Below are 12,319 nucleotides of genomic sequence, written 5' to 3' on the forward strand. Positions count from 1 at the left end.
GTCGCCTGCATCAGGCAGGCGGCAGCTCGGCCTGCGGGCGTTCGCGGCACTGCTGGTGTTTCAGCAACGTGGTTTCCGGCAGCCGCTCGGCCAGGAAATCGACCAGTGCGCGCACGCCCGGCAGCATGCCGCGCCGGCTGGGGTAGACGAAATGCATGATGCCCTCGGGCATGGTCCAGTCCGGCAACACCACTTCCAGTTCGCCGGCGGCAATCGCCGGCGCGCACACGAACTCCGGCAGCAGGGCCACGCCCAGGCCGCGGCGGGCCGCCTCCAGCAGCACGGCGAAATCGCCGGTGATCAGGCGCGCCTGCACCTCCACGTTGACCTGCCCCCCGCCGGCGTCGATCAACTCCCACGTCTGCGCGCCTTCGTGCTCGCGCATCGACAGAGCGGGCAACCTGGCCAGCTCCTCCGGCGTCGCCGGGCGCCCGGTGACCTTCAGCAGCGCGGGGCTGGCCACCAGGGTGGTGCTGGAATGGCCGAAACTGCGGATCACCAGGTTGGCGTCGGTGTCCAGCTTGCTGCGCACGCGAATGGCCAGGTCGAAGCCCTCGCCGATCACGTCGATACGGCGATCGTTCGCCAGCAGACGCACCTGCATCTTCGGGTACATCGCCAGGAAATCCGGCAGCAGGTACGCCAGCACGGTCTGCGCCAGCGAAACCGGGCAGCTCAGGCGCACGACACCGCGCGGCTCGGCGCGCAACTCGTCCACCGCGTCCTGCGCCGCCTGGGCCTCTTCCAGCACCGCACGGCAATGGGTGTAGAAGCGCTCGCCGACCTCGGTAACCACGAACCGGCGGGTGGTTCGCTGCAGCAGGCGCACGCCGAGCCGCTCCTCCAGCTGGGCCACCCGCTTGCTCAGGCGCGACTTGGGCACGCCCAGCGCGCGGCCGGCGGCGGAGAAGCCGCCGTGCTCGACCACCGCCGCAAAGAAGTACAGATCGTTCAGATCCTGCAAGGCACCGCTCAGTTGCGTCATCTTCGTATCCATCTACGAACCACGGCCATCGCGCCAGCGTAGCACCGCGGTTCGACTGCGCCAGCCGCCGCTGGAAATTGCCGGCCGGCATTGACACACTGGCGCACCCGACTGCCGGAATCTCCACATGACTCCGTTCCCGCGCGTGCTCCTGTTCGCCGTGCTGCTGGCGAGCGCCCCGCTGGGCCATGCCGCCAAGCTGCTGGTCAGCAACGTCAACGGCTACACGCTGGACAGCCAGGGCAAGTTGCAGCAGTTCCAGGCGCTGCTGGTCGATGACGGCAAGGTGGTGGCCACCGGCAGCACGGCCGAACTGCAGCCACGCGCCGATGGCGCCAGCGTGATCGACGGCCGCGACCAGACCCTGCTGCCCGGCTTGATCGACGCCCACGGCCACGTGCTGGAACTGGGCTACGCGCGCAACAGCGTCGACCTCAGCGAGACCCGCTCACTGGACGAAGCGCTGGCCAAGGTGAAGGCCTACGCCCAGGCGCATCCGCAGGCGAAATGGATCCGCGGCGGCGGCTGGAACCAGGTGATCTGGAAACTCGGCCGCTTCCCCACCGCCAGCGAGCTCGATACCGCGGTCGCCGACCGGCCGGTGTGGTTGAGCCGCGTGGACGGCCACGCCGCGTGGGCCAACAGTGCAGCGATCAAGCTCGCCGGCGTCACCCGCGCCACTGCCGACCCGGCTGGCGGACGCATCGAGCGCGACGCGCAAGGCAATCCGGCCGGCGTGTTCGTCGACGGCGCCACCGAGCTGGTCGACACCCACGTGCCGGCGCTGACCGCGGCGGAGAAAGCCGCCGCGCTGGACACGGCGCTGGCCGAGATGGCCCGCGTCGGCCTCACCGGCGTCAGCGATGCCGGCATCGATCTGGACAACTACCGGCTCTACCGGCAGTACGCCGACGCGCACAAGCTGACCGCGCGCATCTACGCGATGATCCGCGATACCGGCGAGTCCTTCGACGTCATCAGCAAGGACGGTCCGCTGATCGGCTACGGCAATGATTTCCTCACCGTGCGCGCGGTCAAGCTGTTCGCCGACGGCGCACTGGGCAGCCGCGGCGCCGCGATGCTCAAGCCCTACTCCGACGACCCGCACAACAGCGGCCTGCTGTTCATGTCGCCTGCCACCATGACGGCCAAGATCGACAAGGCATTCGCCAAGGGCTACCAGGTCGGCATCCACGCCATCGGCGACCGCGCCAACCGCGAAGTGCTGGACAGCTTCGCCGCGGCCTATCGCAGCCACCCCGACGCCAAGGCGTTGCGCAACCGCGTCGAGCACGCGCAGATCGTCTCGCTGGAGGACATCCCGCGCTTCGTGCCGCTGCAGCTGATCGCCTCGATGCAGCCCACCCACGCCACCTCCGACATGAACATGGCCGAGGATCGCGTGGGCCACGAACGCATCAAGGGGGCTTACGCGTGGCAGCGCTTCCTGAAACAGGGCACGGTGATCGCCGCGGGTTCGGATTTCCCGGTCGAGTCGCCCAACCCGTTCTTCGGCCTGTACTCGGCCGTCACCCGCGAAGACCACCAGGGGCAGCCGCCCGGCGGCTGGTATCCGCAGCAGGATCTGAGCCTGACCCAGGCCCTGCGCGCCTTCACCCTCGATGCGGCGTACGCCGAGCATGCGGAGAACCGCATCGGCACGCTGGAGCCCGGCAAGTGGGCCGACTTCATCCTGGTCGACCACGACGTATTCAAGGACCCGGCCAGCAAGCTCTGGAACACCAAGGTGCTGCAGACCTGGGTGGGCGGCAGGCAGGTGTACGCGAAGAAGGATTGATCACCTCCCCTGACGACCCGAGAAGGCCGGCTGCGAAGCCGGCTTTTTGTTTGGAGCAGGGAATAGGGAATGGGGAATAGGGAATAGAAAGAGCGGAAAAGCGCCGCCCTGATGCTCTTGGCTTCGGCTATTCCCTATTCCCTATTCCCTATTCCCTATTCCCCCGCCCCATAGGCCATCAGTCATGTAGTCAAATCCGAATTTCCCCTTGACGGCTCAAAAGTCGGTGTTATAGTTCACTACAACACCACTCACCCAGAGCACCAAAGGAGGTTCGACATGAAAGCGTACAAACTGATCGCCGGCGCCGCGGCCATCCTGCTCACCTTCGCGAGCCTGCGCGCCGTCTTGTACAACGTCGACGCCTGGCAGCCGGTCGGCAACAGCCACACCAGCACGCCGGCCCACGTCACCAACCTGGCCCCCGTTACCGTGCATCCGAGCGCCGCCGAATGGCGCGCCGCGGCGCTGATCGACGACGGCAGCGCCGCCAACCTCGCCGTCGTGCCCGCCGACGCGCAGCTGCGCCTGGGCGACACGATCGAGCCGCTGGGCCTGCTCGGGGCGCAGTGGGTCATGCCCTACTATTCGTTTGGCAAGAAGTTCGATCGCATCACCAAGGAATAACCATGACCATCGCCTGGAACGACAGCGTCCCGATCTATCGCCAACTGCACCAGCGTGTGGTGGCGATGATCCTGGACGGCGCCTTGAATGAAGGCGACCCGCTGCCGTCGGTACGCCAGGTAGCGGCGGATTATCAGATCAACCCGCTGACCGTATCGAAGGCGTACCAGGAACTGGTCGACGAACAACTCGTGGAAAAAAGGAGGGGTCTGGGCATGTTTGTCATCGAAGGGGCGCGCGATGCGCTGCTCAAGTCCGAACGGGAACGCTTCCTGCGCGAGGAATGGCCGGCGTTGCATGCCCGCCTGCAGCGCCTCGGACTGGATCTCAAGACCCTGATGCGGGAAGCCGGCAACCACCAGGAGCCATCAGCATGAGCGCGGTCATCACGGCCAGCGGCCTCGGCAAGCGTTACAAGTCGACGGTCGCGCTGGACAACGTCAGTTTCCAGGTCGAACCCGGTCGCATCGTCGGCCTGATCGGCCCCAACGGTGCCGGCAAGACCACCGCACTGAAGGCCATCCTGGGCCTGACCGACTTCACCGGCGAGCTGAACGTGCTGGGTTTCGACCCGCGCAAGCAGCGCGACCGGCTGATGGGCGAGGTGTGCTTCATCGCCGACGTGGCGGTGCTGCCGCGCTGGATTCGCGTGCGTGAAGTGGTCGACTTCGTCGCCCACGTGCATCCGCGTTTCGACCGCGCCAAGTGCGAGGCCTTCCTTGCCCGCACCAAGCTGCAGCCCGAACAGCGCGTGCGGCAGATGTCCAAGGGCATGATCGTGCAGTTGCACCTGGCGCTGGTGATGGCGATCGACGCCAAGCTGCTGATCCTGGACGAGCCGACCCTGGGCCTGGACATCCTCTACCGCAAGCAGTTCTACCAGAACCTGCTGGAGGACTACTTCGACGAGAACAAGACCATCATCGTCACCACCCACCAGGTGGAGGAAGTCGAGCACATCCTCACCGACCTGATGTTCATCCGCGACGGCAGGATCGTGCTCGACGCGGACATGGACGCCGTGGGCGAGCGCTACATCGAGGTGATGGTCAACGCCGACCGGTCCGAGGCCGCCCGTGCGCTGAAGCCGCTGGACGAGCGCCAGGTCTTCGGCAAGAGCATCTTTCTGTTCGACGGTGTCGGACGCGCGCAACTGGAAGCCCTGGGCGAAACCCGGCGGCCATCCATCAGCGACCTGTTCGTCGCCACCATGAAGGGAACCTACGCATGAACACCTTCCTGTGGTTGGTCAAACGCGAATTCTGGGAGCACCGCGGCGGCTTCCTGCGTGCGCCGGTGATCACGGCCGCAATTTTCCTGGTGCTGAACCTGATGGGTATCGTGACCGGCGAGGTGATGGGCCGGCAGATGGGCTTCCACCTGGGTATGGGCAGCAACAACCTGCACCTGCTCACCCAGGACCTGGACCAGCGGTCGATGGAGGCGGTCGGTGCCGGGCTGGACCTGGTGATGTACTCCTCCACCATGATCATCGGTATCGTGCTCGGCTTCGTGGTGTTCTTCTACTGCCTCGGCGCGCTCTACGACGATCGCCGCGACCGCAGCATCCTGTTCTGGAAATCGCTGCCGGTGTCGGACACCGCAACCGTGCTGTCCAAGGTCTTCTCCGCCACCGTGGTCGCGCCGTTGATCGCGGTGGTCGTGGGCGCCCTCACCGGGATCGTGATGCTGCTGATGTTCGCCATCACCCTGTCCCTGCATGGCGTCAGCGTGTGGCACCTGCTGGGCCTGTCGCACCCGCTGCAGGTGATCGCCAACCTGGTCGGCTCGATCCCGCTCTATGTGCTGTGGGCGCTGCCGACGGTGGGCTGGCTGATGCTCTGCTCGGCCTGGGCGCGCAGCAAGCCCTTCCTGTGGGCGGTGGCATTGCCGGTGGGCGTCGGCATCGTGATTGGCTGGTTCAACCTGCTGGGCACGCTGAATATCTCCAACGACTGGTACTGGCGTGGCGTGGTGGCCCGCATCCTGGGCAGCGTGTTCCCGGGTGGCTGGTTCAGCGAGGTCAGCGGCATCGGCGGCGACAACCCGGCGCAGGTGCTTTCCACCCTGAGCGTGATGCACAGCTACAGCGCGATGGGCTCGATGAACCTCTGGATCGGCGTGGCCGCGGCCGCCGCCATGCTGGCCGGCGCGATCTGGTTCCGCCGCTGGCGCGACGACAGCTGAGTTGCGTTCCAACACACGACTTGGAGAAGCACCCATGAAATCCCTCACCCTCAACGCCCTCGCCCTGGCCTTGCTGTTGCCGCTGGCCGCCTGCGGCCAGTCGGACCACACGGACTCCCAGCCGGCCTCCTCGGCAACCACCGCACAAACTGCCGGTGACAAGGCGCCCACCTCGTGGGTGGCCCGTCGCGTCGACGACGCCATGCAGAAGGCCCGGCAGGAACTGGCGACCAAAAACATCGACGTGGACACCGTCCACATCGGCAGCACCCTGCGCATGGGCCGCTCGACATCCAACGCCCAGATCACGCCGCAAGGCGAGCTGCTGATCGACGGCAAGCCGGTCGCCGCCACGCCGGAGCAACGGCAGCTGCTGCTGGACTACCGCCACCGCGTCATCGACATCGCCGAGGCCGGCATGGCGATCGGCACGCAAGGCGCGGACCTCGGCATGCATGCCGCCAGCGCAGCGCTGAGCGGCGCGTTCAGCGGCAAGAGCGACGCGGAAATCGAGGCGGCGATCAAGCCGCAGACCGACCGCATCCAGGCCGCCGCCCTCGAGCTGTGCAAACGCCTGCCCGACCTGCGCGCCGCCCAGCAGCAGCTGGCAACCACGATGCCCGCATTCAAGCCCTACGCGACGATGACGGAGGAAGACGTGCAGGACTGCGACAAGAACATTGCCAACTCGGGCCACAAGAAAGGCGTGACCGTGCTGTCGTTCTGAGGACGGGATTCGGGATTCGCGAGAGCAAAAGCAAAGGCATCGCCCGCGAGCGGGCTTCTGCGAGATGACGGAGGCTGCAGGAGCCCGCTCGCGGGCGATGCCTTTGCAAATCACCAATCCCGTATCCCGAATCCCTGGTTGTCTATTTTTCGTGGATGCCGCCGCGGGTCAGCGCCATCGGGTCGAGCAGCTTCTTCAACTCGTCCTTTTTCAGCCCGGTGGTTTCCAGCGCCACGTCCATGATCGGCCGGTGCTGTTTGTACGCCTGCTTGGCGGTGGCCGCGCCCTTCTCGTAGCCGATCACCGGGTTCAGCGCGGTGACCAGGATCGGGTTCATCGCCAGCGCCTGGTACACCCGCGCCTTGTTGACCTTGAAGCCGGCGATGGACTTGTCCGCCAGCAGCACGCTGACATTGGCCAGGATGCCGATCGACTGCAGCAGGTTGTGCGCGATCAGCGGCAGCATCACGTTGAGCTGGAAATTGCCGCTCTGGCCGGCGATGGTGATCGAGGCATCGTTGCCGATCACCTGCGCGGCCACCATCGCCACCGCCTCGGGGATCACCGGATTGACCTTGCCCGGCATGATCGACGATCCCGGCTGGAGCGCCGGCAGCTCGATCTCGCCCAGGCCGGCCAGCGGGCCGGAGTTCATCCAGCGCAGGTCGTTGGCGATCTTCATCAACGCGACGGCCAGCGTCTTCAACGCGCCGGACAGTTCCACCGCCGCATCCTGCGCGGCCATGCCCTCGAAGTAGTTTTGCGCCGACTCGAACTTCACCCCGGTCAGCTTCCTCAGCTGGGCGGCCATCGCCGGGCCGAACTTCGGGTCGGCGTTGATGCCGGTGCCCACCGCGGTGCCGCCCTGCGGCAGTCGGCGCATGCGCTTCAGCGCATCCTCGATCCGCTCGATGGCCGCGCCGACCTGCGCCGCCCAGCCCGACAGTTCCTGCCCGAAGGTGATCGGCATCGCGTCCATCAGGTGGGTGCGGCCGGTCTTGGGCGTGTTCTTCAGTTCGCGCGCGCGCTTGTCGATCGCCTTCTGCAGGTGCTTCAGCGCCGGCAGCAATTGCTCGCTGGCGGTCAGCGTGGCGCTGACGTGGATGGCGGTGGGGATCACGTCGTTCGAGCTCTGCCCGTAATTGACGTGGTCGTTCGGATGCACCTTCGCACCCGCGGCAACCGCCAGGTGCGCGATCACCTCGTTTGCATTCATGTTGGTGCTGGTGCCCGAACCGGTCTGGAAGATGTCGATCGGGAATTGCGCGTCGTACTGGCCGTCCGCCACCGCCAGCGCCGCCTTGCGGATCGCCGCCGCCTGACCCTTTTTCAGATGGCCCAGCGAAAGGTTCACGTCGGCCGCAGCGGCCTTGATCAGCCCCAGCGCACGGATGAACGGCCGCGGCAGGTGCAGGCCGGAAATCGGGAAGTTGTCGATCGCGCGCTGGGTCTGCGCGCCATACAGCGCGTCAGCCGGGACTTGCAGCTCGCCCATGCTGTCGTGTTCGATGCGGAAGTTGTTCATTGGGGAAATTCCTTCGGGGTGGGACCGTGGCATCGCCTGGACCGTTCGGGCTGAGCGTAGCGCCGAAGGCGCGAAGTCGAAGCCCTCTTGATACCCTTCGACTTCGCGCCTTCGGCGCTACGCTCAGGGTGAACGGGAGACGGTCACGTCCGCCCACTATAAGCCGCCGGGCACGGAGCCGCCGGCAATGTAAAATGCTCGTTTCCCCTCGCCGGAACGCCCCGATGTCCAACCACGCCCTGACCGCCCTGTCGCCGCTGGACGGCCGCTACGCCAGCAAGGTCGAAGCGCTGCGTCCGATCTTCAGCGAGTTCGGGCTGATGCATCGCCGCGTGCAGGTGGAGATCGAATGGCTGCTGGCCCTTGCCGCCGAGCCCAAGATCGTCGAACTCCCCGCCTTCGACGCGACCCAGGTCGCCACCCTGAAAGCCATCGCGGAGGACTTCAGCGAGGCCGACGGCGAGCGGATCAAGGCGATCGAGGCGACCACCAACCACGACGTCAAGGCGGTCGAGTACTTCATCAAGGAGAAGATCGGCGCCGACGCCAGCCTCGCGCAGGCGAAGGAGTTCGTGCACTTCGCCTGCACCAGCGAGGACATCAACAACCTCTCCTACGCGCTGATGCTGCGCGACGCGCGCCGCGGCGTGCTGCTGCCGCAGCTCGATGCGCTGATCGACACGCTGCGCCAGATGGCGCACGACAACGCCGGCCTGCCGCTGCTCTCGCGCACGCACGGCCAGACCGCCTCGCCCAGCACGCTGGGCAAGGAGATCGCCAACGTGGTGGCGCGCCTGGAACGTCAGCGCAAGCAGCTGGCGGCGGTCGAAGTCTCCGGCAAGATCAACGGCGCGGTGGGCAACTACAACGCCCACGTGATCACCTACCCTGAAATGGACTGGCGGGGTTTCTCGCAGCGCTTCGTCGAAAGCCTCGGCCTCGACTACAACGCCTACACCACCCAGATCGAGCCGCACGACAACGTCGCCGAATACTGCGACGCGGTGCGCCGCGCCAACATCATCCTGATCGACCTGGCCCGCGACATCTGGGGCTACATCTCGCTGGGCTACTTCAAGCAGACCTTGAAGGCCGGTGAAGTCGGCTCCTCGACCATGCCGCACAAGGTCAACCCGATCGACTTCGAGAACGCCGAAGGCAACTTCGGCCTCGCCAACGCGCTGCTGGGTCACTTCGCCGAGAAGCTGCCGATCAGCCGCTGGCAGCGCGACCTCACCGATTCCACCGTGCTGCGTGCGCTCGGCACCGCCTTCGGCCACACGCTGGTGGCGCTGGAATCGCTGAAGAAGGGCCTGGGCAAACTCAACGTCAACGCCGAACGCATCGCCGCCGACCTCGACACCAGCTGGGAAGTGCTGGCCGAAGCCGTACAGACCGTGATGCGTCGCTACGGCCTGCCGCAACCCTACGAGCAGCTCAAGGCACTGACCCGCGGCCACGGCATCACCAGGGATTCCATGCGCGAGTTCATCGCCGGGCTTGAACTTCCGGCGGATGCGAAACAGCACCTGCTGGAGCTGACGCCGGCCGGCTACATCGGGCTGGCAAAGCGCTTGGCGAAGGAAATCTGACCGCTCCGCGCGGCACGACAACCGGCACCACCCCCCGCGCGATTGCGTCGAACCGGCAGTACGCCTTAGGCTCGGCGCTTGCGATCATCCCGGGGAAGTCGACATGCATCCATTGCGCGCGCTCACACTCTCTGCCGTCGTTGCCGCCACCTTTCTTGCCGGCTGCTCCGCCGACGCCTCGCTGTCGGGCCAGTCCACGCCGGCCGCCGCATCCAGCGTCCACGCGGCGGACGCCGGCCGCAACGCGACACTGGCAACGGACGTCGACGCGTTCCTTGCCGGCTACTTCCAGCACTACCCGGTGTTCGCGGCCAACGCCGGCAAGCACGAGTTCGACGGCCGTCTGCCCGATTTCAGCGCCGAAGGCCTGAAGGCCAACGCGGACTGGCTGCATGCGCAAAGGAAGAGCTTTGCCGCATTCACCGATGACGAGCTGGATGCCCGCGGCCGATTCCAGCGCGACTACGTACTGGCGGTGATCGACGGCCAATTGTTCTGGCTGGAGGATTCGGGCGCTCCGTACAAGAACCCCACCTTCTACACCGGCGACCTGTCGCCGAGCATGTACCTGACCCGGCCATACGCGCCGCTGGCGCAGCGCATGGCGGCCTTCGTGACTTACCAGGAGGCGCTGCCCAAGGCGCTGGCGCAGATCAAGGCCAACCTCAAGCTGCCACTGCCCGCCTCGTACATCGACGTGGGCGTAAATTCGTTCGCAGGCTTCGCCAGCTTCTTCAAGACCGACGTGCCCGGCATCTTCGCCCAGGTGAAGGACGATGCCCTGCAGGCGCGCTTCAAGGCCAGCAACGCCGCCGCCATCAAGGCCTCGCAAGAGCTGGCCGACTGGCTCAAGGCGCAGAAGCCGCACGCCACCCAGGACTTCGCGCTGGGCGCGGACAAGTTCGCGAAGATGCTGCATGCCACCGAACGGGTCGACCTTCCGCTGGACCAGCTCAAGGCGATCGGCGAATCCGATCTTGCGCGCAACCTTGCCTCGCTCAAGAGCGCCTGCGACAAGTTTGCCCCGGGCCAATCGCTGAAGGATTGCGTGGCGAAGGAGAGCGCCGACAAACCCGTCGGCGGAGCAGTTGAAGGCGCCCGCGCGCAGCTCGCCAGCCTGCGCCAGTTCATCGTCGACAAGGATCTGGTCAGCATTCCCGGCACCGAGCAGGCCAAGGCCGAAGAGGCCCCGCCGTTCAACCGCTGGAACTTCGCCTACATCGAGATCCCCGGCCCGTACGAGAACAACCTGCCGTCGGTGTACTACATCGCCCCGCCCGACCCGACCTGGAGCAAGGCCGACCAGGCCGCCTACGTGCCGGGCAAGGCGGCGCTGCTGTTCGTCTCCGCGCATGAAGTCTGGCCCGGCCACTTCCTGCAGTTCCTGCACGCCAACCGTGCGCACTGGAAATTCGGCCAGCTGTTCGTCGGCTATGCCTTCGCCGAAGGCTGGGCACATTACGCCGAGGAGATGATGTTCGACGCCGGCCTCGACGGCGCCACGCCGGAAGTCCACATCGGCCAGCTCACCAACGCCCTGCTGCGCGACGTGCGCTACCTCTCGGCAATAGGCCTGCACACCGGCGGCATGAGCATGGCCCAGTCCGAGCAGATGTTCCGCGACAAGGCCTTCCAGGACCCGGGCAACGCCCGCCAGCAGGCTGCCCGCGGCACCTACGACCCGGCCTATCTCAACTACACCATGGGCAAGCTGATGATCATGCAGCTGCGCAAGGACTGGATCGCCGCCCACCCCGGCCCGAACGCGCTGAAGGCATTCCACGACCAGTTCCTCAGCTACGGCGGCCCGCCGATCCCGCTGGTGCGTCAGCAGATGCTGGGCGGGAAAGCCGAAGCGAAGCTGTGGACGGCGAGCGCGACGGCGCCGGCAGCGGAAGCGTCCGCTTCGTCCCACTAGGCCCTCAGTGGCCACGCTGATCAGGCTCATTCGCCTTCCAAGACGAATGAGCCTGATCGCGTCGATGCAGCGACAGCGACGCGACATCGCGGCTGCATCGCCACCATGGAGGTGGCTTCCTTCATCGTGACATGACGAACGGCGCGGTAGCGTCGTCCGCGATGGATGGCCTCCGCGGGATTTCCATGGTCGAAGCGCGTATTGGCATCGCCGGCTGGTCGATTCCTTCCGCGCTGGCGAGCCGCTTCCCCGAGGGCAACAGCCACCTCGAGCGATACGCGCAGCGGTTCAATTGTGTCGAGATCAATTCCTAGTTCTACCGCCCGCATCGGCCGGCCACCTACCGTCGCTGGGCGGCCAGCGTGCCGGCAGCGTTCCGCTTTGCGGTGAAGATGCCGCGCGCCATCAGCCACGAGGCTCGCCTGCACGACTGCGAACCGGCGTTGCGCATCTTCCTGGGCCAGGTCGACGAACTGGAAATGAAACTGGGTTGCCTGCTGCTGCAGCTGCCGCCCAGCCTCGCCTATGCACCATCGACGGCGCTGCCGTTCTTCGATCGGCTGATGCGGCTGCATGCCGGGCCAGTGGCCTGCGAACCGCGCCACCCGTCGTGGTTCCGGCCGGCCGTCGATCGCGCGCTGCGTGAACGGGGTATCGCGCGGGTGGCTGCCGATCCGGCGCGACACCCGCGCGCAGCGGTCCCGGCGGGAGATCCCCGCCTCCAGTATTTCCGCCTGCATGGCGCACCGCGCATCTACTACGACGCCTACTCCGAGGCCGCGCTGCGCAGCATCGAACGTCGGCTGCGGCGTCCGCAGCGCTGGTGCATTTTCGACAACACTGCGCTCGGCCACGCCGTGGCGAACGGACTGGACCTGATCGAACGCATCAGCTGATGCTCCACTTTCTCGTTCCTTACCGTGTCGTGGTCATTCGACGGGACATCGGTACCGGAAAAGC

At 66.3% G+C, this 12,319-nt stretch carries 10 protein-coding genes and 1 pseudogene; 9 read left to right on the top strand and 2 right to left on the bottom strand.

Annotated features, from left to right (window positions below; all coding sequences use genetic code 11):
• Positions 1-10: 10 nt before the first annotated feature.
• Positions 11-985, bottom strand: a complete 975-nt coding sequence (locus ACVCMI_RS10880; protein ID WP_447098817.1) for a LysR substrate-binding domain-containing protein — start codon at positions 983-985, stop codon at positions 11-13.
• Positions 986-1,112: 127 nt separating this feature from the next.
• Here ACVCMI_RS10880 and ACVCMI_RS10885 point away from each other — a divergent pair, with 127 nt between their 5' ends.
• The 6 genes from ACVCMI_RS10885 (at position 1,113) to ACVCMI_RS10910 (ending at position 6,324) form a co-directional block, all read left to right on the top strand.
• On the top strand, positions 1,113-2,783 hold the full coding sequence (locus ACVCMI_RS10885) for an amidohydrolase (protein ID WP_447098816.1): 1,671 nt from the start codon (positions 1,113-1,115) through the stop codon (positions 2,781-2,783).
• Between the two features lie 279 nt (positions 2,784-3,062).
• Positions 3,063-3,410, top strand: coding sequence for a hypothetical protein (locus ACVCMI_RS10890; RefSeq protein ID WP_395118682.1), 348 nt, complete (start codon positions 3,063-3,065; stop codon positions 3,408-3,410).
• Positions 3,411-3,412: 2 nt separating this feature from the next.
• The gene (locus ACVCMI_RS10895) at positions 3,413-3,787 is read left to right on the top strand and encodes a GntR family transcriptional regulator (protein ID WP_395118684.1); all 375 of its coding nucleotides are present in this window, start codon (positions 3,413-3,415) and stop codon (positions 3,785-3,787) included.
• Positions 3,784-4,641 (top strand): ABC transporter ATP-binding protein, encoded by an 858-nt coding sequence (locus tag ACVCMI_RS10900; protein ID WP_395118686.1) that lies wholly within the window; start codon positions 3,784-3,786, stop codon positions 4,639-4,641. Before ACVCMI_RS10895 ends, ACVCMI_RS10900 begins: the two co-directional genes overlap by 4 nt.
• Positions 4,638-5,597 carry an ABC-2 transporter permease gene (locus tag ACVCMI_RS10905; RefSeq protein WP_395118688.1) on the top strand — a complete coding sequence of 320 codons (960 nt, stop codon included), beginning with the start codon at positions 4,638-4,640 and terminating at the stop codon, positions 5,595-5,597. Before ACVCMI_RS10900 ends, ACVCMI_RS10905 begins: the two co-directional genes overlap by 4 nt.
• 34 nt (positions 5,598-5,631) lie before the next feature.
• Entirely contained in the window at positions 5,632-6,324 is a 693-nt protein-coding gene (locus tag ACVCMI_RS10910) for a hypothetical protein (protein ID WP_395118690.1), read from the top strand.
• A gap of 142 nt (positions 6,325-6,466) precedes the next feature.
• On the opposite strand, the gene ACVCMI_RS10915 is transcribed toward ACVCMI_RS10910, so the two are convergent.
• A complete protein-coding gene (locus tag ACVCMI_RS10915) occupies positions 6,467-7,849 on the bottom strand; it encodes a class II fumarate hydratase (RefSeq protein ID WP_447098815.1) in 1,383 nt (460 codons plus the stop codon).
• Between the two features lie 224 nt (positions 7,850-8,073).
• Between ACVCMI_RS10915 and purB the strand changes: the two genes are divergently transcribed.
• From purB to ACVCMI_RS10930, 3 genes and pseudogenes are all read left to right on the top strand, one after another.
• Positions 8,074-9,441 (top strand): adenylosuccinate lyase, encoded by a 1,368-nt coding sequence (gene purB, locus ACVCMI_RS10920; RefSeq protein WP_447098814.1) that lies wholly within the window; start codon positions 8,074-8,076, stop codon positions 9,439-9,441.
• 103 nt (positions 9,442-9,544) lie between these two features.
• Entirely contained in the window at positions 9,545-11,359 is a 1,815-nt protein-coding gene (locus ACVCMI_RS10925) for a DUF885 domain-containing protein (protein WP_447098813.1), read from the top strand.
• A gap of 161 nt (positions 11,360-11,520) precedes the next feature.
• Positions 11,521-12,255, top strand: a pseudogene (locus ACVCMI_RS10930) (DUF72 domain-containing protein).
• The last annotated feature ends 64 nt before the right edge of the window (positions 12,256-12,319 follow it).

The sequence above is a fragment of the Rhodanobacter sp. UC4448_H15 genome, assembly GCF_052978265.1.

Excerpts from the sequence above, each read along its gene's own strand:
- ACVCMI_RS10880 (WP_447098817.1), bottom strand. The coding sequence starts at position 985 with ATGACGCAACTGAGCGGTGCCTTGCAGGATCTGAACGATCTGTACTTC.
- ACVCMI_RS10885 (WP_447098816.1), top strand. The coding sequence starts at position 1,113 with ATGACTCCGTTCCCGCGCGTGCTCCTGTTCGCCGTGCTGCTGGCGAGC.
- ACVCMI_RS10890 (WP_395118682.1), top strand. The coding sequence starts at position 3,063 with ATGAAAGCGTACAAACTGATCGCCGGCGCCGCGGCCATCCTGCTCACC.
- ACVCMI_RS10895 (WP_395118684.1), top strand. The coding sequence starts at position 3,413 with ATGACCATCGCCTGGAACGACAGCGTCCCGATCTATCGCCAACTGCAC.
- ACVCMI_RS10900 (WP_395118686.1), top strand. The coding sequence starts at position 3,784 with ATGAGCGCGGTCATCACGGCCAGCGGCCTCGGCAAGCGTTACAAGTCG.
- ACVCMI_RS10905 (WP_395118688.1), top strand. The coding sequence starts at position 4,638 with ATGAACACCTTCCTGTGGTTGGTCAAACGCGAATTCTGGGAGCACCGC.
- ACVCMI_RS10910 (WP_395118690.1), top strand. The coding sequence starts at position 5,632 with ATGAAATCCCTCACCCTCAACGCCCTCGCCCTGGCCTTGCTGTTGCCG.
- ACVCMI_RS10915 (WP_447098815.1), bottom strand. The coding sequence starts at position 7,849 with ATGAACAACTTCCGCATCGAACACGACAGCATGGGCGAGCTGCAAGTC.
- purB (WP_447098814.1), top strand. The coding sequence starts at position 8,074 with ATGTCCAACCACGCCCTGACCGCCCTGTCGCCGCTGGACGGCCGCTAC.
- ACVCMI_RS10925 (WP_447098813.1), top strand. The coding sequence starts at position 9,545 with ATGCATCCATTGCGCGCGCTCACACTCTCTGCCGTCGTTGCCGCCACC.